Source organism: Swaminathania salitolerans (assembly GCF_007988945.1).
Classification (GTDB): Bacteria; Pseudomonadota; Alphaproteobacteria; order Acetobacterales; family Acetobacteraceae; genus Swaminathania; species Swaminathania salitolerans.
Window position 1 is genome coordinate 255,080 of the sequence record NZ_BJVC01000001.1, and the last position, 20,051, is coordinate 275,130.

At 61.0% G+C, this 20,051-nt stretch carries 19 protein-coding genes and 1 tRNA gene; 9 read left to right on the top strand and 11 right to left on the bottom strand.

The window, feature by feature from the left end:
* Window positions 1-10: 10 nt before the first annotated feature.
* From SSA02_RS01090 to SSA02_RS01130, 10 genes are all read right to left on the bottom strand, one after another.
* On the bottom strand, window positions 11-1,489 hold the full coding sequence (locus tag SSA02_RS01090) for a DEAD/DEAH box helicase family protein (protein WP_222591043.1): 1,479 nt from the start codon (window positions 1,487-1,489) through the stop codon (window positions 11-13).
* Entirely contained in the window at window positions 1,489-4,437 is a 2,949-nt protein-coding gene (locus SSA02_RS01095) for a site-specific DNA-methyltransferase (RefSeq protein ID WP_222591044.1), read from the bottom strand. Before SSA02_RS01095 ends, SSA02_RS01090 begins: the two co-directional genes overlap by 1 nt.
* 277 nt (window positions 4,438-4,714) lie before the next feature.
* On the bottom strand, window positions 4,715-5,317 hold the full coding sequence (locus SSA02_RS12835; RefSeq protein ID WP_246103540.1) for a tyrosine-type recombinase/integrase: 603 nt from the start codon (window positions 5,315-5,317) through the stop codon (window positions 4,715-4,717).
* A 155-nt stretch (window positions 5,318-5,472) separates the two neighbouring features.
* The gene (locus tag SSA02_RS12840) at window positions 5,473-6,294 is read right to left on the bottom strand and encodes a DUF6538 domain-containing protein (RefSeq protein ID WP_246103541.1); all 822 of its coding nucleotides are present in this window, start codon (window positions 6,292-6,294) and stop codon (window positions 5,473-5,475) included.
* 12 nt (window positions 6,295-6,306) lie between these two features.
* Window positions 6,307-6,392, bottom strand: a tRNA-Leu gene (locus SSA02_RS01105).
* Between the two features lie 75 nt (window positions 6,393-6,467).
* Window positions 6,468-7,205, bottom strand: a complete 738-nt coding sequence (locus SSA02_RS01110; RefSeq protein WP_147092089.1) for a M48 family metallopeptidase — start codon at window positions 7,203-7,205, stop codon at window positions 6,468-6,470.
* A 9-nt stretch (window positions 7,206-7,214) separates the two neighbouring features.
* A complete protein-coding gene (locus SSA02_RS01115; RefSeq protein WP_147092090.1) occupies window positions 7,215-7,700 on the bottom strand; it encodes a YcgN family cysteine cluster protein in 486 nt (161 codons plus the stop codon).
* Window positions 7,693-8,124 carry a hypothetical protein gene (locus SSA02_RS01120; protein ID WP_147092091.1) on the bottom strand — a complete coding sequence of 144 codons (432 nt, stop codon included), beginning with the start codon at window positions 8,122-8,124 and terminating at the stop codon, window positions 7,693-7,695. Before SSA02_RS01120 ends, SSA02_RS01115 begins: the two co-directional genes overlap by 8 nt.
* The gene (locus SSA02_RS01125; protein WP_246103542.1) at window positions 8,103-9,203 is read right to left on the bottom strand and encodes an extracellular solute-binding protein; all 1,101 of its coding nucleotides are present in this window, start codon (window positions 9,201-9,203) and stop codon (window positions 8,103-8,105) included. The genes SSA02_RS01120 and SSA02_RS01125 overlap by 22 nt, the downstream gene beginning before the upstream one ends.
* An 11-nt stretch (window positions 9,204-9,214) precedes the next feature.
* A complete protein-coding gene (locus SSA02_RS01130) occupies window positions 9,215-10,366 on the bottom strand; it encodes an ABC transporter ATP-binding protein (protein ID WP_147092092.1) in 1,152 nt (383 codons plus the stop codon).
* Window positions 10,367-10,439: 73 nt separating this feature from the next.
* On the opposite strand from SSA02_RS01130, the gene SSA02_RS01135 reads away from it, so the two are divergent.
* The 8 genes from SSA02_RS01135 to SSA02_RS01165 all read left to right on the top strand — a co-directional run bounded on the left by SSA02_RS01135 (window position 10,440) and on the right by SSA02_RS01165 (window position 17,313).
* Window positions 10,440-10,718, top strand: a complete 279-nt coding sequence (locus tag SSA02_RS01135; RefSeq protein ID WP_147092093.1) for a hypothetical protein — start codon at window positions 10,440-10,442, stop codon at window positions 10,716-10,718.
* A 132-nt stretch (window positions 10,719-10,850) separates the two neighbouring features.
* On the top strand, window positions 10,851-11,282 hold the full coding sequence (locus SSA02_RS01140) for a phage holin family protein (protein ID WP_147092094.1): 432 nt from the start codon (window positions 10,851-10,853) through the stop codon (window positions 11,280-11,282).
* A 323-nt stretch (window positions 11,283-11,605) separates the two neighbouring features.
* Window positions 11,606-11,800: a DUF1656 domain-containing protein gene (locus tag SSA02_RS01145; RefSeq protein WP_147092095.1), complete on the top strand. Its 195-nt coding sequence runs from the start codon at window positions 11,606-11,608 to the stop codon at window positions 11,798-11,800.
* A gap of 51 nt (window positions 11,801-11,851) precedes the next feature.
* Complete coding sequence (locus SSA02_RS01150) at window positions 11,852-12,763, top strand: biotin/lipoyl-binding protein (protein ID WP_147092096.1); 912 nt, start codon at window positions 11,852-11,854, stop codon at window positions 12,761-12,763.
* Between the two features lie 2 nt (window positions 12,764-12,765).
* On the top strand, window positions 12,766-14,289 hold the full coding sequence (locus SSA02_RS01155; protein ID WP_147092097.1) for an efflux transporter outer membrane subunit: 1,524 nt from the start codon (window positions 12,766-12,768) through the stop codon (window positions 14,287-14,289).
* A gap of 89 nt (window positions 14,290-14,378) precedes the next feature.
* Entirely contained in the window at window positions 14,379-15,323 is a 945-nt protein-coding gene (locus SSA02_RS01160) for a DnaJ C-terminal domain-containing protein (RefSeq protein WP_147092098.1), read from the top strand.
* A 3-nt stretch (window positions 15,324-15,326) separates the two neighbouring features.
* A complete protein-coding gene (locus SSA02_RS12635; RefSeq protein ID WP_186807616.1) occupies window positions 15,327-15,470 on the top strand; it encodes a hypothetical protein in 144 nt (47 codons plus the stop codon).
* 229 nt (window positions 15,471-15,699) lie between these two features.
* The gene (locus tag SSA02_RS01165; RefSeq protein ID WP_147092099.1) at window positions 15,700-17,313 is read left to right on the top strand and encodes a peptide MFS transporter; all 1,614 of its coding nucleotides are present in this window, start codon (window positions 15,700-15,702) and stop codon (window positions 17,311-17,313) included.
* Window positions 17,314-17,348: 35 nt separating this feature from the next.
* On the opposite strand, the gene SSA02_RS01170 is transcribed toward SSA02_RS01165, so the two are convergent.
* A complete protein-coding gene (locus SSA02_RS01170; RefSeq protein WP_147092100.1) occupies window positions 17,349-18,890 on the bottom strand; it encodes a carbohydrate porin in 1,542 nt (513 codons plus the stop codon).
* A gap of 411 nt (window positions 18,891-19,301) precedes the next feature.
* Here SSA02_RS01170 and SSA02_RS01175 point away from each other — a divergent pair, with 411 nt between their 5' ends.
* The gene (locus SSA02_RS01175; RefSeq protein WP_186807617.1) at window positions 19,302-19,928 is read left to right on the top strand and encodes a POTRA domain-containing protein; all 627 of its coding nucleotides are present in this window, start codon (window positions 19,302-19,304) and stop codon (window positions 19,926-19,928) included.
* The last annotated feature ends 123 nt before the right edge of the window (window positions 19,929-20,051 follow it).

The window sequence follows — 20,051 nt, forward strand, 5'->3', positions numbered from 1 at the left end:
GACCGTCGAGTCACATCATCCTAGTCTCGTAAAGGGTCCTGAGCCTAGCGTAGTTCATGACAATTTCCGGCGTGATGTTTGTGCCGAAACCATCTTCCTCCGCTTTAGCCTGCACCCAACGCCAGATATTGAAATAAGCGGCTTCTTCTGCGCCACTTACGTCACGGGATGGCAGTTGTGGGATCTTCACAAGGCCGGATTCGATAGCGTCCAGCAATCCGAAGTCGGACACAACCCACGGGAAGGGCTTTCCTACCTCGTTGCCTGAACCTTGAATGTAGAAAGGCGTGGCGGACAAATCGACGCAAAGGTTGACGCCACGCCGACGGCTGCCGGCCGCCAGCTTGTGGATACGGTCAAGTCCCTCGATCCAAATAGTCGCCTCACGGGCATTCTTCTTGGCGAGGTCTTTGTCCTCATCCAACGTCTGTTCGTCGCCTTCGGCACTATCACCGCGCCTGTAGGCGTGGTGGGCTTCGTCGTTGAAAATCAACCAATGCGAACTGCGGCCTTTACCACTACCAAGCTCGCGACGGATGCGTTTGAACCATGCAGCGTCAGACTCAAAATACTTGGTTTCGATAGTTTCGTTTGCCTTACCAGCGTTCTTTACCACTTCGACCCGTTCACCTGCCTTAACGACCTTGGCAGAATCGCCGTTGACAGTGTTGCTTTCCTTCTTGGCAAGACGGTGCCAGTTGGCAATCATCACCTCGCCACGCCGTAATTCCTCCATGCGGTGCGGCGGCACAAGCTGGCGGGTTCGGTAAAGGCTTAGGTCACCAAGAGCGGGGTCCAGTTCCTGAAGGCGCTCCCGAATGGTGACGTTGGGGCAGACGATCAGGATCGTATCAGAAAAACGGTCGTCACGTGGCGCAGCGACGCGATTGAGGATCGACCATGAGGCGAGCATTCCCATGACGGTCGTTTTGCCGGAGCCGGTTGCCATTTTGCAGGCGTAGCGGAGGAAGGTACGCACCCCGTCTGCTTTTGCCGCCAATCCCGGTTCATCCTTCGGGATTTCGGGGATGCCCTTGCGATAGATGTCGGCGCCCTCGACCAGAAAGATGACCGTCTCGGCGGCCTCAATTTGCGCGAAGAACAGGCGCTGCATTCTTTCGTTGCTGCGCCAGAGGTCTAGCAACTCCTTCGTCACTAACGATGCGCCATCATAGGTGACACCACCGGGGCGCGTGCCTTCGCGCCATTCCTTCACGCGCTCGCGGATGAGGTTGACGATTTGCAGTTCAACCTCTTCGCCCTTCACATCTTCGAAGATATCGGCTTCAGCACGGCCACGCCGTCCCCGCCCCGAATGTTCAGGCACGCGATAGAAGTAGCTGGCCCGCCGCCGCCCGTTGGCCTTCATCGGCACCTTGCCGCGCTCAATCTGCCAATGGCATTGGGGCTCGATGAAGGGCGAATTGATGATCGGAGATTCGACCTCAGGAACCGTAACCGTCGGTTCTTGCTTTTGCCGCGCGCCCATCAATTATCGCCTCCCGGCGTCTTGACGGTCATCAATTCATTGCCGCGCTCGTCGATGACCTTGACCGCGATGCGTCGCTTGTCGCCAAGCGTGAACGGCTCGCTCACCGTCCCGGCCAGATGTTCCCATACGTTTTCGGCGAACTGTCCTTTGAGGGATTTCTGCAGGTTATCCCACGCGCTTGTCTTTGGGAAAAATACCTGCGAGGCGAAGAATGCCATGCCATTATAGTTGGTGTCGAGCATCCAGCATGGTAGATTTTCTGCCTTCACTTCGTCTGTCTCCATCGTATCGGGGCGGAAAATGTCCAGTCCCTTGATAACGACGCGGTGAAGCGGGGTTCCGTCCTTGTTCTTGCCAGCTGCTTCTAGCCGCACGTCCGGGAGACCGGTAATCGAGAAAATCTCGCTCGACTTGCTGGTTTTGAGTAAATCGGACATCACCACGTCCGGCGTGACGGCGATGTAGACGGTGGGCAGTTTCAACTTCGCCAGCATCCCCCGTGCATTGACGTCGATGGCGAAGCCGAACAGAAAGAGTTGGCTATAGCCCTGCCGTAACGCCTCAGTCTGGGCGTTAAACACATAATCGGAACCGATCGCGCCATCTTCGGGACCGAACACGATGGCTATACGCTTTTCCGTGCCGTTGCGGGCGATTCCCTCGGCATGGAGATATTCACGGTCGGCAAGCGGGCTGACGGTTTCCAGTTCCACCGTGGTATTGCCGGGTAAGTTGAGCGTTTTGCTCTGGCGCAGCACCTCGATCATGCGATCCAGGTAGGCGCGGGGACTATCGGTTATCGGTTGCGACGACGAGGCGGTGGAATCTTCCTCCATATTCATCGCCGCCTGAATGGTGGCTTCGACCGTGAAGGGACCACAAACGCGAGTGATCTTGTCGTTCACCTCCGCGCGGTCGATGATTGTTTCCAGCTTCGGATCTTCATCATTGGCGATGGACTTAAGCGTGATACGTGGGACAAGGCCGCCGACTTCCTCTCCCTTGTTGTTCCGCCTGCGCTCGTAGATGAAACCTCCTGCTGGTCCCTTCCCCGGTTCCTGCAAGCGATACCAAGGGAACGTGCTGGTCAGGAGGCGCTGCCGGGCTAGCGCAATCGGCACGCGCGACGTATCTACGGTGATCCAGCGACGCCCCCATTGTTCGGCGGTGTATGCGGTGGTACCAGAGCCGCAAGTGATGTCCAGCACAAGGTCGCCCGGCTCTGTCGTCATATGGATGCACCGCTCGACAACCTTCACGCCGGTCTGGACGACATACACTTTATCGTCGGTGAAATTGCCGGTGATGGTGTCGGTCCAGATATTGCCCAGCTGCTGGAAGGGAAAATCGTCTGCGTAGCGGCGGTAGCGGATGCTGTTTTTGGCGACATGAATGCGCCCAGCCTTGCCCAGTCTGTTCATCCCATCCGGGTAGTTGGCTTTCCAGTGGGAATTGCCGCCGGGCAGATACGTCTTGCCTTCAAACTTGAAGGGTTGAGGCTCGGAGGCGGCGTTCTGCGACTGAATGTTATCGGGATTGTAGAGCTTGGCATCTTTAGGCAATTCGGCTTCGCCGCGCTTTTCGGCGGCATTCACCCCCCGGTAGCTCCCATCCGGCAACAAAACCCATGTCGCATTACCTTTTCCGAGTTCGATGGGCTGCGGCTGGAAAATCTTATTATAGCGCACGGTATCCTTGTCCTTGGAATACCAAAGCAAAAAGTCGCCCATCGTGGGTAAAGTCGTAGAATCGAAACCTGATGTCGTTTGAAAGCTGATTTGCGAGACAAAACCACCGGGAAATACCTCATCCAGAATTTCCCGAACATGATGTACGTTGTCGTCAGAAATCTGAACAAAGATTGAACCGGAAGGAGTCAGTAGCTCACGCGCCAGCATTAATCGGTCACGCAGATAGGTCAGGTAGGAGTGAAGTCCCAGTTCCCATGTATCCCGGTAGGCTTTCACCATTTCTGGTTCACGGATCATTTCATCGTCGGAGCCGTGGTTGACCCGATTCTTGCGAACGAAGGGCTGAAAGTTCGATCCGTATTTCACGCCGTAGGGTGGATCGAAGTAGAGCATCTGCACCTGACCACCCATCCCCTCATATTCGAGCAAGGAGTTCATCACCTGCAACGAATCCCCAAGGACAAGGCGATTGGTCCATGGCCCCTTATGCTCGTAGGCATCCAGTCTGTCGGCAACGTCCAAGTCCATGTCGCCGAACAGGTCGAGATTGGTGCCGACTGCCTTGTGAGATTGCAGGGTATCGAGGATAGCTTGGGTGGAATGGCGCTCGTGAACGAACAGAGGAAGCGTGGGTACTGAGATCTGTCGGCGCTCGGCCTTACCTGCCCAATTCAGGAAGGGTTTCGTAAGGCTGCCTAACCGGGCCGCGCATTGCGAAAGAGAAAGAAAGCGCTCATTTGTTCCCTGCCATACCTGCGGCTGGGCAAACACGGTGGCCTCACCCTTGTCTGCGGCTTCGGCTATCAGCGCCAGCAGCCACTCCGCAAAGTCACGCTCCGCATTTTCATCCCATGCCAGTTCGGGGGCGAGGCTTGAATCGTAACGATAGGTTTTCGGTGCCTTCTTATTTGAGAACTGTGCTTCCATCCCAACATCCGGGCGCGTTATTGCCTTGTCCGGGTAAAGATATGCATTGGCACTGGGGGCACCTACTGTCGGCGATACGTATGGCTGTCCCGACGTTAGGTTGCTGCGCGACCGGACGACGGGTTTTGCGCGAGCAACGGAGCCACCGCGCCCTTTGCCCTTTATGAGCAGGCCTTCGGCAGCTAATTCATCCCTCTCCGCCTGATAGCGGCCTTCTTTCAGCTTCGGTAGATGCTCTTGCAAAGCAGTCAGCATGCGCTGATTTCCGATGGTCGATCCGTCTTCGGGGAGGAGAAAAAGAATGAGGTCGCGCAAGGGGGCAGCCATAGGAGTGTGTTCAACTTTCGGTGTTAGCCTTGATTGTGGGGAGCATATCCTCTCTGGAATACTGTGTCAGTCCTGCGAGAGAAAATGTCCCGGTTTTTCGAAAAGTACGAAAACTATAATTTAGCCTGAGAGGAGCAGCTTTGTGGCCAGAGCTCCACATAAACAGATCGCATTTCATACGGCAAAAGGGGTCAATGGAGGAGGTACTCCCCCTTGCCAGCTGCTTCGTGCACCCCACGGGTAGCCACGAAGCACTGCTGGCTCAGGGGGCAGAAGGCTACAGCGTGTTACTTGCAAGCAGATGGGCCGGATAGGTAATGGCCTCGACTGTCTGTCTGAGATTCTGTGGTGTGATGCAACCCAGATAGGTTGATGTGCCCTGACTGCGATGCGTGGCCTCGTGCCCCAGCAGACGGTCAATCCAGACCTCCCTGATTTCTGCTGAGGCGTTGCGCAACTGCGTGGAGACTGTGTGACGGAAAGAGTGAAAGGTGATTTCAGCAGGCAGTCCCAGCCGGGTTTTCAGGAGGGAAAAGGACCTGCCGAAATTGGCCCCGCGCATACCCTGCTTCGACATATCGAGACCCGGCACGAGCCACGGTCCTTCGATTGTTTCGGCCAGAGACAGGATTCCGGTGGCGATCAGTCGGGAATGGACAGGTACGACGCGTGTGCCTGCTTCCGTTTTGGGCGACCACCCTTCACCGGGATGCGGTCGGATGACGAAGCAGGGAACGCCCTCGATGGTCTGTAAATCCTCCTTGCGCAGATGACAGATTTCGCCAAGGCGCATTCCGGACCAGGCAGCAATGCGGGTGACGAGCCGGAAACTATGCGCAGATACGATGGTGCTGGGCCACAACGTGGTCGAAGCCAGCAAGGTCAGCTCGTCTTCCGTCCAGCCCCGGCGTATTGTTCTGATGCCGTTTTCGAAGGACCAGCCGGTCTACGGGTTCTTGCTCACCAGCTCGCGTTGCAGGAGCTGGTTCCACAAGGCCGAGAGACGCATGATGTGGTTTTTTACACTCTTGCCACTCAGTAAGGGGGCGTTTGTGTCTCTCGCCTTGCGGGCTTCCCTCGATACTGCCGCGTTCCTTGCGTTTGCCAAGGGAAGCCGGAAGGGAAAAAGAGCAGGTCACGGAACGCCCCCGCCGTCTCGCCGCCGATAAGGGCGACAGGCGTATCGCCATAAGCTTCGACAAACAGGGAGACGGCTCTGGATGCGCCGTTGCGAGTGTCTGCGCTGGCACGAGGATTGTCCAGAACGAATTGTTGCAGGGCTGTGGTCATCAGCAGGGACCGTGGATGGGGCGGCAGTGACTTTGACCGCGACTGTGACCGGGGTGATGGCGGTCGTCGCGATTCGGGCAGCATGGATGGCAGCGGGAAAGTCTTCGCGGCCCTGGACGAGGCCGTGCGGGGTTTGTTGGAAGATTTTCTAACCGATGACGAGGTGTCATCAACAGCGGGCATGCGTCGTCGAGCTGTTGTCTTGTCGGCTGTCTCGGAACCATCAGCCTGACTGGGCACAAGGCCGCCCAGTGTCGCCAGAGTTTCACGCAGGGCTACGAACTCTCTGGCATTGCGACGAAGGCCGCTGACCAAACCGGCCTGTTCGAAGAGTTCCGTGGTTCTGGCGTGCAGGACTGAAGCGCGTTTGCGGGCTTCGAGCTGATACCCCGTACGCAGGGAGACCCAAATTTCGCGTTTGTCGAGAACAGGGCGCAGGGCAGGGCGAACGATACGGCGAAAATGGTAAGTCGTGCCGCGAATGCACAGCATGAAAAGTCCCTCGATGGGGAAGGACAGTGGAGCAAAGCGGCACTTTGCCCCATCCAGACCGGAAAGTCGTTCCATCTCAGCGAGTTGTGGTGCGAACTATGGGACTCGAACCCATACGCCCTTGCGGACTCGAGATTTTAAGTCTCGTGCGTCTACCATTCCGCCAAGTTCGCACACAGCCGGACAGTGCTCTCGCACAATGCCGAACAGTGCTCTAGCACGGGCGTGCAGGGGGAGGAAATCCCCCGTCACAGCGCGAGGATTTCCGCTCCGTTCTGTTTGAGCCAGGTCTGTGCGTGCGCTCTTGCGGGATGGAACCTGTCCACCAGAGCCCAGAACCGTTTCCCGTGGTCGAAATGCTTCAGATGGGCCAGCTCATGCACGAGAACGTAGTCTCGTACCGCTCGAGGCATCAGGACCAGTCGCCAGTTGAGCATGATGCGGCCGGTGCGCGAGCAGCTTCCCCAGCGCGAGCGAGCGTCACGACAGATGACGGCAGATGGCGAACACTGCATGAGATCTGCCCAGTATTCGAGCCGGACCGGGAGCGTGCATGAGGCTTCCTGACGGGCGTAGCACAGGACCCGGATCGCGAGACGATCGGCAGGTGCCCTGACCATCAGAAGCCCGTCCCGCTCGTGAACCGTCCGTATCTGCGCCGGATCGGGTGTCACGGTCAGCGAGCGATCGTTGAGAGTGATCACGGAGCCGGGTTCGATCCCCCGATATCGGGGCAATGTCGATAACGCATTGGCGAGCCAGTCCCTCCGGGCCTCGACGAAAGCCATCGCCTGCTCCTGCAGCGTGCCGGCAGGCCGGGTGACAACGATCTCTCTCGAAACCGGATCGATGCGCATGCTCAGCCTGCGGGCGCGGGTGGAAACCCTGAAACGCATCGGGATATCTGCCGGAACGCCCGTCATCCCGGCCACGACCTCATCCGTTGCGATGGCCGCGCCGGTACGCGTCGGGCTCGTTCGCTTCACTTCCGCCGGTCACTTCCGCCGGGATTGGCGCTGGCGTGCGGTCATGGGCGCTCCCGGCCAGTCGACGAGATGATCTTCCAGCATGGCGGCATCGCGTTCGCTGACGATCCTCCCGCGACCCGATATGCCCGCTTCATGGACGCTCTCGTCCGAGCCTGAGCGCAACGGATGCCAGAAGGGCAGATCCTTTCCTTCCCTGACCAGGCGATAGGCGCAGCTGGGCGGCAGCCAGTCTATTTCCCGCAACAGGGCGGGCGAGAGCGAAACGCAATCCGGGACCTTCCGGAAGCGTGTCGCATATTCGGAGCAGCGGCAGGTTTCGAGGTCCAGCAGGCGGCAGGCCACATTGGTATGGTGGACCTCGTCCGTATCCTCATCGCGCAATTTGTGAAGGCAGCATTTCCCGCAGCCATCGCAGAGGGATTCCCACTCATCCTTGCTCATCTCCTCCAGGGTCTTGGTGCGCCAGAACGGGAGGGAACGATCGTCAGTCATGAAAAAATCCGGCGAAGCCCAGAAAGAGCACGAGGCACAATGCGTAGATCGACAGGCCGATCGCTAGAGGCAGGCGCAGAAGCGGCACCCAGAGATAGCGCAGGCGCGCGGCGCGATCCGCCCCGAGGCCTGCCGCCGCGCGGGCGAGAGTCTCGGTGCGGGACGAAACCATCGACCTCACGGGAAGAAGGCAGAGGGGCGAAATCAGGAAACCGGCAAGAAAACCCGAGCCCCTGATCGCGAGGTGACTGCTCGCCAGCCATAGAAAGCCGACCGCACCTCCCGAGGCGAGGCTGGGCAGAAGGGGGCCGATCCGGTTGTGGGCCGCCGGAACGACCGATGCAAGCGCCAGGCAGAAGAGAGCGGCCAGCGTGCCGGATATGAAAGACAACAGGGCGAGTGTCATGGCTGGGACGTAAGCCATGACTGGAAGCGTTTCAGCAAGGCGTCGTGACGATCGGCCCAGAATCCGTCATCGATGGCGAGGATATGAAGGGCCTGTCCGTTCTGGGGCGCGTCCTGCGTGTCGTCATGCACGGGCGTCTGATCGCGCAGCATGGCGACCACGGCACTCCTCTGTTCGGGCGGTACGTTGCGCAGGACGATCCAGGAGAGTTTCTGCCGCAGGGATTGCCGCCACTGGGCGGAAAACGATGCCTTGTCCCCGGATGCCTTGTTCCCGAGCGTGGCGAGACGGTCATGCGGCGTGGCCAGCATCAGCGCCGCGCCGCTTTTCATGATGCGCGTCGCCTCCGAAGGCGTGCGCCACCAGACAAGATAGGGGCGCAGCTGGTCCAGCTTGTGAAACGCACGATCGATCCCGGCAGGGGTCGCCAGAAGCGCATAGATGTCATCGGAGGACACACCATCGGCCATCAGGGCGATTTCCAGCGTCCCGCGCGGGTCCATGCGCAGGGCGCGTTTCCCCGGATGGCGCGCAATATCCCAGAAATCCCCCCAATCCGGCGCTGCGTCGCCCAGACGATTGCGGTCCCAGGCAAGGACGATGCTCTCCTCGCCTGCGGGGATGGCACATGGAGTCACGCCGGTCCGGGCGTTCTGCCCGGCCGGGGCCGGGGGGAGGGGTTGCGCAAGGCCGCTCCGGCAGGCCGCGATTCCGAGCGTGTTGTTGACCATCACGGCGAGCCAGGCCGGCTTGCGGCTCTTTGCCTCCGCGTCGAGCGCGGCGGAAGTGCCATCCCATTCCCGCAGGGGGTAGGGCTGGTCCGGCATGAGAAGGGAGTGAGCGCCCAGACTGCCCGCCGAAACCGCGAGAGCGGGTTTCGGGGCAGCCGGGCGTTTGTGCTTGCGGGTCTTATGACGATGGCTGCTGTGATGGGCGTGATGGGTGTCCGCAAGGGCCTGCGCCATGCCGGGGGAAGCGACAAGGGCGAGCAGACACGCGACGAGGCGCGTTGCGGCAAGCAGGCGACGAACGGGGCGTCCCATCGAAGAGGGGGGGGATACGTGCAGGAAAAGCCCTTCCCGGGAGATGAACAGCATCGGTCTGCGTCTTATAGATCGTCTTTCATGGGAAAGGCCACAGCCTGACTGGCCTGCCAGGCAAGTTGTACGGTCGCGCCCGGCGTAACCCCGCGCATGGCCTGCAGGAGCGGGCGTCTGATCTCGATTTCGCTCCCATCGGCCAGGCGCAGCCGCAGTCTGATCTGATCGCCCGCATGAAGAACGGTCTGGATGGTGGCCATGAGCGGGGGCGTATCCTCCTCCATGGCCATCGTGGAGCCTATGAGCGGCGCGATGCGGTCCGGGCGGATGCAGAGAACGCACAGCGCGTCGGCTTCGAGCCTCTCGTCGGCAATCGCCTCGACCACACCCCCGCAGGCGAGATGGATGCGTGCGATATCGTCGTCGATCGACAGAACCCGGCCGGCAAGCGTGTTGGCCTCTCCGAAAAGGCTTGCGATCCGTTCGTCTTCGGGGCGATCGAGCAGCGTCCCCGCATCGGCGCATTGCACGAGCGTACCGCTATCGAAGATCGCGATGCGTCCTCCCAGCCACAGGGCATCGTCCCGGTCCTGCGCCACATGGATCAGCGTCAGCCCCAGGGCGCGCTGAAGCGTGACGATCATCTGCCGCAATCGCCGCACCGTTCTCAGATCGAGCCCGGCGAAAATCCTGTCGAGCAGGAGGATGGATGGCGTGCCGGCAAGGGCCCGGCCGAGGGCGAGACGGATTCTCTGCCCTGCGTCCAGCGCGGAAATCCGCGTGCGGGCGACACGCTCCAGCCCGACCAGGGCCAGTATGCGCGTCGTGCTTGCCTCGATCTCCTGTTGCCCCTTGCCGCGTACCCTGAGCGGAAAGGCGATATTGCCCGCCACATCGAGATGCGGAAAGAGCGGGTCGCGCGGCGAGACGAGTACGACGGGACGCGACTCGGGAGGGAGGCCGTCCAGCATGATACCCTCGACCGCGAGCGAGCCGTACGACGCGGAACGGAAACCGGCGATGACGTCACAGAGCATCGAGGGCAGGGCCGGATCGTCGCTCAGAAGGCTGACGGCCTCGTTTTTGTGGATGTCGAGGCAGAACGCATCCAGGCGCGTCCCGAGTTTGCAGGACTCGATCCGGAGCCGGGGCCCGGGCCGGGAGCTGAGCCGGGGGGAGGGGGCGTCCCGGGTGCTGGGGTGGCGTGGTGAAGCCGACATGAAACCTGCCTCTCCCTTCTGCGTTGGACGTTAAACCATAATGCACGGCCTCAACCGTGCGAGGAGTTGTGACATGAGCAAGACCGACGTCAAGAACAGTGTGGACAACGCAGCCAAATCTGCCCAGGAGCAGATCGACAGCCTGAAGGATCAGCTCGAGCAGCTGCTCAGGGACCGGATCAACCCGGCGCTTCTCGACGTGGCCGGCAGGGCCGACCACGCAGTGGCCAATGCCCGCGAGATCAAGGATGTCCAGCTTCACAACGCGGAAGCCCGTGTCCGGGCGCGCCCTCTCGCGGCAGTTTTGATTTCTGCCGTCATTGGCTTTATTGCAGGACGTATCTCGAAATAGGCTGTCTTCGCGTGGAGCGTGGCGGCCTCGTCAAAATCATCCGTCCCCCCGTGAGGCGGCGCGTCGTATCCGCAGGGATGTGGCGCGGCCTCTCCGGGGGAGACGCACAGACATGAAGGCTAGCGAAACTCCATGAAGGTCTTTGATGTTGGACAGGAAGTCCTGCAGGCCCAGGGCGAGGTCATGCAGCGTGCGGCCATGCGGATCGGCCGTCGTGTCGCCTATTTCGTCATTGCCGCCATCTTCGGCTTCTTCGCCCTGATCTCCTTTCATGCCGTGCTCTGGGCCTTCGCCTACAGCGTTCTGCATTTCTCGGCCTTTGCGGCGGCGAGTTCGGTCCTCGGGCTCGATATTCTCTTCATCATCATCTTCGGCCTTCTCGGTACGCGCAATGTCGCCGATCCGGTAGAGTTCGAGGCGCGGCTGCGGCGTGACCGGAAAGTCATCGAGTTCAAGCAGACGCTTGCGGTCTCCACGCTGGTCGGAATCCTGCTCGGTCCGCTCGGCCGGTTCACCGGGCGTCAGGCTATGGGTGGATTGCGGAACATCTTCACCCGCAAATAAGGCCATGGTCGCACGGGCCATCGCCGGTTCCAGCGATCGCCGGTTCCCCTGGGGGCAACGCAGGCGGGTTCCAATCTTGCCGGAAAACTAATCCAGTTTTCAGGTTTACCCGCTGGAAGCCCTGCGCCCTTTCCCGTAAGACCTCCCGGGAGAGGCAGCGCTCCATCGGGTGCGCGACCAATTCGGGCTTGGGTCAGGCTGAGTTTTCCTCTATCTGTGTCTTGCAGGTGGCAACGGGGTTTCGTCCTCCGTTCGTCTCCTCCGGGTCGCTTCGTCCTGACTTTTCCAGCCTGCCCGGTTCCTGCTCGGTGTGAGGGAGGCTGATGCTCGCAGAATTCAATCTATTTGGCGTATTCATCTCCCCGATCGCCGTCTATGCGATTGCAGCGATTCCCGTAACGCTCATGATCCGTTTCGTGCTCTGGCGCACGGGTGCCATCGAGTGGTTCTGGCATGTCGCGCTGTTCGAAGTCGCGCTTTACGTCTCCGTGCTCTGCCTGCTTGTGCTCTATGTCTGAGGCACCCCCGTTCCCCGGCCCCGTCGCCCCGTTCCCTGAGGAAGATTGTCCGTGCTGCTCGCCCGTACGCTGATTCGCGTGTTCCTGACCCTAGCGGTGCTGCTCGTGACGCTTCTCCTCGGATATACGCTGTGGGAGACCTACATGATCGCCCCCTGGACCCGCGACGGCCGCGTGCGGGTCTATGTCGTGGATGCGGCGCCGGAGGTTTCCGGCACGGTCGTCGCCGTTCCCGTGCATGACAACGATTTCGTTCATCGGGGCGATCCCCTGTTTGTCATCGATCCGGTGCGGTTTCGTCTGGCCATTCGCGAGGCCGAGGCACGGCTGGCCAGCGCCGAGGAAGACCTGAAACTCCGCAAGAACGATGCGAAGCGCCGCATGGGGCTCAGCGGTATCGTTTCCGCCGAGGAGCAGGAAATCTACAATTCGAATGTCGAGACCCAGGAAGACGCCGTGAACGCCGCCCGGGCTGCGCTGGATGTCGCCCGTCTGAACCTGCAACGCTCCATCGTTTATTCATCGGTCGATGGCTATGTTACCAACCTGAATCTGCGCGTGGGCGATTATGCCAAGGCGGGGCAGTCGCGCATGGCCGTGATCGATGCGGACAGCTTCTGGATCAATGCGTATTTCGAGGAGACGAAGATGTGGGGCGTGCATGTCGGAGACGTGGCGCGGGTCAAGCTCATGGGATATCGCGAGATCATCCCGGCTCACGTCGTCTCGATCGCGCGCGGTATCAACGATCAGAACGGCACGCCCGACAAGCTCGGCCTGCAGGACGTCAACCCGATCTTTACCTGGGTGCGTCTCGCACAGCGTATCCCGGTGAGAATCCATCTCGACCGGGTGCCGCCCGAAGTCATTCTCGCGGCAGGGATGACCTGCACGGTCACGGTCGGCAATCCGCCCCGGGGGCAGCGGGGGCGCCTTACGACATGGCTGCAGAACCACCTCTGATCATGAAGACCGCCCCCCGAAACCTGACTGCGTTCTGCCTTGGCAGCCTCCTTTTCGCCGGATGCACGGTCGGGCCGGACTACAAGCCGGATCATATGAAGCTTCCCTCGGGCTTCGTGGAAAGCGATCATGCGGCGACCCCGGAGGAAATCGCCCGGACCGAAGAGGAAATGAAGGAATGGTGGGGGCAGTATAACGACCCCCTCCTCAACCGGCTCGTGGCTCAGGCCATCAAGGGTAATTACGATCTCCTCATCGCGGATCAGCGGATCATCGCCGCCCGGGCCGTGCGTGAGGAAGCCGCGTCCGCCTGGTATCCCCAGCTCGATGCCAATGCCGGGGGCGGGACCAACCGCTACTCGATCGCGGTGGATAACTGGCCGCTCCGCCCCGGCAATCCGGCAAATCAACCCCAGGCATCGGTGCTCACCTATGGCGCCCAGGCAAGCTGGGAGATCGATGCTTTCGGACGGATCCGGCGCGAGGTCGAGGCGAGCGAACGGGCCATCGATGTCAGCATCGAAGCCCGGCGCGCGACCCTCATGACCCTGCTTTCGGATCTCGTGCGGGCCTATATCGCGCTGCGCGGGGCCCAGCTCAGATTCTCCATCGCCCAGGCGAATGTGAAGAATGCGCAGGACGAGGTCGATCTGGCGAAGAAGCTCTATCTCGAAGGCATCGGCAACACCCTGCAGATCGCTCAGGCCTCGAGCGAACTCGATAGCGAGACTGCTACGCTCGAGCCGCTCAGGGCCCAGATTGACCAGCTGACCCACGGTGTCAGCGTGCTTCTGGGGGATATGCCCGGAGACCTCAAACAGGAGCTCGAGGCATTGCCCGGAGGGGTCGCAAGCCTGCCCGTCACGCCACGTTTCCCGGCCACGCTCCCCTCCATCGTCGTGGCGAACCGGCCCGATATCCGCGCGGCCGAGCGTGCCTATGCGGAGTCCACGGCACGGATCGGGGTGGCCGTGGCCCAGCTCTATCCGAAATTCTCGATCCCTCTCAATTTCAATCCCAACGCATCGGCCATGTACCAGGCCTTCCAGATCAATGCGATGAGCTGGTCCTTCATGATGCTTGCAACCTTGCCTGTCATGCATGGCGGTCGCTTCACCTCGCAGGTGGTCGAGGCAAGGGCGCGGGCCGAGGCGAGCAGGCTCGCCTATCGCAAGACGGTGCTGACCGCATTTCGCGAGGTTGAGGACGCCATGACGTCATGGCTCCATAACGACCGCTATGTCGCCCAGCTTCACAGGGCATCGCAGGATAGCGGGCTCGCGGCCGACCGGGCCAGACGCCTCTATGCGGCGGGTCTGACGGATTATCTCAACGTGCTGACGACCCAGAGAACGCTGCTGAATGCCCAGGATCGCGAGGCCGTTGCGCGCACCGCGCGGCTGCAGGATACGGTGGCGCTCTACACATCCATGGGGGCGGGGTGGCAGGGTATGGCGCTGCGCACGACCGAACTGCCGATCGATGCGGCCAAGCAGAGCATTCTTGCCAAGGCGTTCTCGCGCTGATCCGATGGCTCCCTTGATTCACCGTCCGACGCCCACAACATAGAACATATGGAATCTGTAGTATTCATCCCCAGAAGGAGGGTATCGGCGTGAAGGATCCTTATGAGGCGCTCGGGCTGAAGCGCGGGGCGACGGACAAGGAGATCCGCAGCGCCTATCGCAAACTCGCAAAGGCCCATCATCCAGATCATAATCCCGGCGACAAGAAGGCGGAGGAGCAGTTCAAGGCCGTAGGCGCGGCCTACGCCATTCTGGGAGACAAGGAAAAGCGGGCGCGCTTCGATCGGGGTGAGATCGATGCCGAGGGCAACGAGCGGGGGCCCTTCGGTCCCGGCGGGTTCGGAGGTGGAGCCGGGTTCGGAAACGGGCAGGGTTTCCATGGCGGTCCGCAGGGCGCGCAGTTCAGCCAGGAGGATCTGGGCGCGTTTTTCTCCGACATGTTCGGCGGGGGCGGAACCGGGGCCGATTTCGGGCCTGGCGGGTTCGGCGGCCAGCGTCGTGCCCGGCGCGGAGCGGACAGGAGCTATACGCTTCAGGTCTCGTTCGAGGATTCCGTTCTTGGAACCACGACCCGCGTGACCCTGCCCGAGGCAGGAACCGTCGAGGTCAGGATCCCGGCCGGGATCGAGGACGGACAGACCCTGCGTCTGGCTGGCAAGGGCGCGCCCGGCATGGGAGAGAACGCACCGGCCGGCGACGCGCTCGTTACGGTTACGGTCCAGCCGAGCAAGCTCTATACCCGTGACGGACGCGATCTTCGCGCCACGGTGCCGGTCGACCTGCGAACCGCCGTGCTCGGTGGCAAACTGGTGGTTCCGACGCCCAAGGGGCAGGTCACCATGAAGGTACCCCCTCATTCCGATAGCGGTACGGTGCTCCGTCTCGGAGGGCGTGGCGTGGCTGCGCATGGCAAGCATCAGGCGGGCAATCTCTATGTCACGCTCCAGGTCCGGATCGGCAAGGTCGACCCCGCGCTCGAGGCATTTTTCGAGACGCATGGCGCCGATGCGGATGAGAAAGCGGAAAAGGTCTGAGCCATGGCCTGGCGGGCGGTTCTGGACTGGAAACTGATTTTCACCCGCGAGGTGGCAGGAGGGGTCGTGGCACTTCTGACCACCGCCCTGCTCGTCGTTCTCGGCTTCGGCGGAATGAGAATCTCGGGAATCTGGTCGGGATTGTAAGGCGGGAGAAAAACCGGGAGGCATAGGGGCCTTGTCGCTTCCGGCGCCGCTGATCCATCGCATATCCCTGATTCCAGTTGGAATTCCAACCATCCGGTCGATCCGATCCGGAAGGAAATGGCGATGCGGGGCGAGCGCTGCTCCTGTCGCTTGCCCCAGTTTGGTCTTTGCATAGCGGGGGGATGTGATATCTCCGGCCAACCGACTCCCTACTGGCTGGAACAATTGCATGAGTTCATCTCCTTCTTCCGGAGCTTCGCCCGGATCGCGACCCGGGGCGCCTCCCGGCGCGCTTCCAGAGGTGCCCACCCGGCGTCAGGCCTTTTCTGTCGTCTTCGCAATCGAGCTGTGGGAACGCTTCGGCTATTACGGCATGCAGGCCGTACTCACGCTCTATCTCGTGCAGCGGCTCGGTCTGACCGATGTTGCGGCCAATGTCATGATCGCCGCCTTTGTCGGTCTGACCTATATCACGCCCGTTCTCGGCGGATTTGCCGGAGATCGCATTCTCGGGCCGCGACGGACGATGCTCATGGGGGCGGTCGCGCTCATCTTCGGATATGCGGCACTGGCGCTTGCCGATCAGCATCGTGCCCTGCTCTTTTTCGCAATGGCGCTCATCTCGGCCGGAAACGGGTTGTTCAAGCCCAATGCAGCCAATCTCGTACGCCGCATCTATGAGGGTGACGATGCGGCGCTCGATGCGGCATTCACGATCTATTACATGTCCGTCAATGTCGGCTCCACCGTCTCGATGTTGCTGACGCCGCTGCTCCAGGAATATTACGGCCCCGCCAGTGCGTTCATGACCTGTTCCGGCGGTCTCGTCGTGGGGTTGCTCTATTATCTCTGGCGGAGACGATGGATCCATCATGCCGGGTCCGCACTCGACCGGGGGGCATTCGAAGCGCGTCCCTTCCTGCTCGTTCTTGCAGGTTTCGTGCTGACGGTTCTGGTTCTGACCGGAATTATCGCGAGTCCGGGTATCGCGCGGTTCTGCGTCTGGTGCGCGAGTGCCGCAATTCTCTTCCTGTGGGGGAGGCTCTATCTGCGCTCCGGTGAGTCGGCGCGCCCCGGATTGCGTCTGACGTTCCTGCTCTGCATCGAAAGCATGGCCTATCTCATCTTCTATCAGCAGATGATGACCTCACTCACGCTTTTCGCCCTGCGTGCGGTCGATGGCGATCTGAGGATCGGGGGGGTGACGCTGGTCCATCTGAATGCGGGGCAGTTCCAGGCTCTCAATCCGATCTGGATCATGCTTGCAAGCCCGCTTCTTGCCAGCCTCTACAACCGGCTCTCCGCACAGGGGCGGGATCTGTCTCTGGCCCACAAGATGGTTCTCGGTTTCGGTCTCGTCACGCTCGGTTTCCTCATCTGGTGGATCGCCGCGGCTCATGCGCATCCGCTCGTTTCGGCCTGGGTGATGGTGCTCGGATATGGATTGATCTCGATAGCGGAACTTCTGACGATGGCGCTCGGTCTTGCCATCATCGCCCGGTATACGGCGCCTGAAAGCAGCGGATTCATGATGGGGTCGCTCTATCTGCTCTGGGGGATCGCCATGTATGTCGGCAGCCTCGTCGCCAATTTCGCGGCGTTCGATGGCGCATCGCCTCAGGGAGTTCCGGCAGCAGCGCTGTACGTTCCGCTCTTTCGCGATCTTTTCTTCGCCGGGCTGGTCCTGACCGGGATCCTCGTCGCCTTGCTGCCTCTCGCCCGTCGCTGGGACCGTCAGCACGTTCTGGCGGTTGCCTCCGGTGCCGTTGCCTCGGCAGAGGCCGCCTCCGGTCCGGTCGCAGAGGATGCGCCCGCGGCCATGCCGCTCGATATCGAGCGCTGACATGTTTTTCCTCCCCCGGGATCGCGGGGGAGGGGTCAGAGAACGACGGTGAACTGCACGCCCAGAACCGCGGCATCTCCGAACACGGTAGTCGCGTCAGGTCTCTGGACGTACTGGAAGTCGGGCTGGAGGTTCATGGCCTTGCCCAGATGGATGCTGTAGAACAGCTCATAGACGTTCATGTGCGACTGGACGCCGTACACCGCGCCCCACTGATTGGTGGGGAAAGGAACGCCCGCCCGCAGCGCGGATTCCTGCTGGAGCGCAACGGTACGGCTCATGTCGAAATGCTGTACCATGGCGCCGAGCGTGTCCTTGGGACGCCCCCAGGCGGCGCCGGTCTCGGTAAGGCCCGCCCAGACATGGTCGCGCATGGCGACGGTCTGGCCGTCGTCATGCATCGCACCAGCGAGAAGGATGAGGCCGTTCGTGGCACCCCGGCCGTTGCGGACGATCATCTGGTCCATGAGGAGCCAGAAGCTGTTCATGCCGCTGACCTGCCGTGCCGGCAATCCGGATTCGAGATAGGAGGCGCCATTGCGGTCTTCGTAGAGATGCGGATACCGCGAATTGTCGTAGGCGTAGCCGAGTTTGTAATGCCCGATGAGACGGTCGCGACCGAATTCGGGTATCCAGCCCAGCTCGACCGGGGTCGAGATCTTGCCGAGACCGTCCTGGGCGAGAGCCCAGCCCGAAATGCCTCCGTTATACGGATGCGGACTGACCGCAAAAAGCCCGGCCATGATGTAGCTGTTCGTGGTCGGCATCACGCGAAGCACGGCTCCGATATTGCCTGAGGGCCAGTCCCGTGTGCCGGGTGTATATTTGTTCGGTGCCGGATTGCCGCATATGGCGACGTTCATGAAGTCGCAGAAAAGGGGAGAGGCGGCGAAGAAACTGCCGACGGGAATGACGCCCGCGCTGATATCGATGCGATGATGATAGAATGTCTGTTCGCCGTACATCGCAACGAGATGGGCAACGACATTCCCGCGCGCGCCGTAGATCTCCTGCACCGGTGCGATGCTGTCGCCGAACATGCGGCTCACATTCTGCCCGTGTCCGTTCACGACGAGCATATGGGTCCAGAAATTCCTGAACCCGGCCAGTTTCTCCCAGTCCACATCGAGCTCCATGCCGACCTGCCCGGCATCGGAATAGGCGCGCTGCTTCCCTCCCGTGACATTGCCCGCAAATTCCTCATTGATGGAGGCAAGCAGGTGAATTCCCCGATCGAGCAACCAGGGCTGGATACCGCCCCAATCGCCGAAGAAATGATTGCTCCCCATGGGGGCGGAGAAATGGGGTCTCGGGTCCTGAACCTTGGAGGCTCGCCCCTGCCGCGCACCGATCCGCTCGTTCTGCGTCCCGGCTCTGTCTTCGGGCTCCCGTTCCTCGGTATGTGCGCTGGAGGATGCCGAACTCTGGCCCTGTCGCGCACCGGTCGTCAGCCCGGTCCCGTTATCCGAGGCGGTCTGGGCCTGTGCCGGGCCCGTGAGCCACAGGCCTGCAAGCGCAGCGGAAAGCCCGAGAAGGGCCATACGATGACGAGGCGCGCGCAGGTCGCGAGGATGCATGAACTGGGACCGCAAGGAAGAAAAATCAGGAGGAATAAGGTCAGAATTCTATGAAGCCTGGAGGATAGACTGTCAACGGATTTGGCGATTTTCGAACATGATACTGTTTTCATTTTTATTTAAGAGAATATGTATTTGTATATATTTATGTTCGTTTCAAATAATAAGGAAAGTCGAAAGGACACCCCTCCGGTATTCCTTTCCATTCGCAGGGATGAATCCTGCTGAAGCCGGGGTCGCTACAGGCGAATTTGTTCGGGTCGGGAAAACTGCACATAGCGATAGAGCCGAAGCGCATGTCCTCCGGCTTCGGGGGTGGGCGGAACGCCCTGGCGATGCGGGTTTTGCCAAAGACGCGACTTGATGGCTATGATCCGATCCGTCTTACGATCTCGTGCCAAGGACGTCATCATGAAACCGACCAGCCGTTTCGCATTCGCCGGACTCGCCCTCGTGGCCGGAACCGCGCTTCTGCCTGTTTCCGCCACAACCGGCTTTACGGGTGCGGCCTTCGCGGCCAGCGCTCCGGCACCGGATGCTCCTCTGAAGCTCAAGGTCCTCAAGGTGCAGGGCAACAAGGCGATCCCGACTGCGGATATCATGGCGGCCCTGCCGTACCATGTGGGCGACACCGTCACGAGAGAAACGCTCGATGCGGGCGTCCAGAAGGTGGCCGAGCTTTACAAGGCCAAGAACATGGGCGCGAAGTTCAGCGAGAAGGAGCGTTTCGTCAAGAACACGGTCCAGTTCTATCTGGTGATCGAGGAGCAGGAGCCCAGTGCAGCCCCGGCCCCCGCTCCCTTCGTGCTGGACAAGGTCGTGTTCACGGGCAACAGGAAGGTCCCGACATCGGAACTCGAGGCAGCCACGTCGCTGCGTCCGGGCGCGACCGTTACCGCGGCGGCGGCCTCTGCCGATGCGGCGGCAATCCAGAAAGTCTATCAGAAGCACAATCTCGGCGTGCAGATCCAGCCGGTTGCCACCCAGCCGAACCACGACAATCATGTCGTTCTGACCTATCAGATCACCGAGAAATAGCGTCCATCCCGGACCGGTTTGCCCCTGCAAGCCGGGCTCCGGTCCGGTTCGTCCAGATCCGGGTCGGAGCCGGGTCGGAGCGCCCCGTTTTTCCCGGAGGGGCCTTCGTTCTGTCGGGATGCG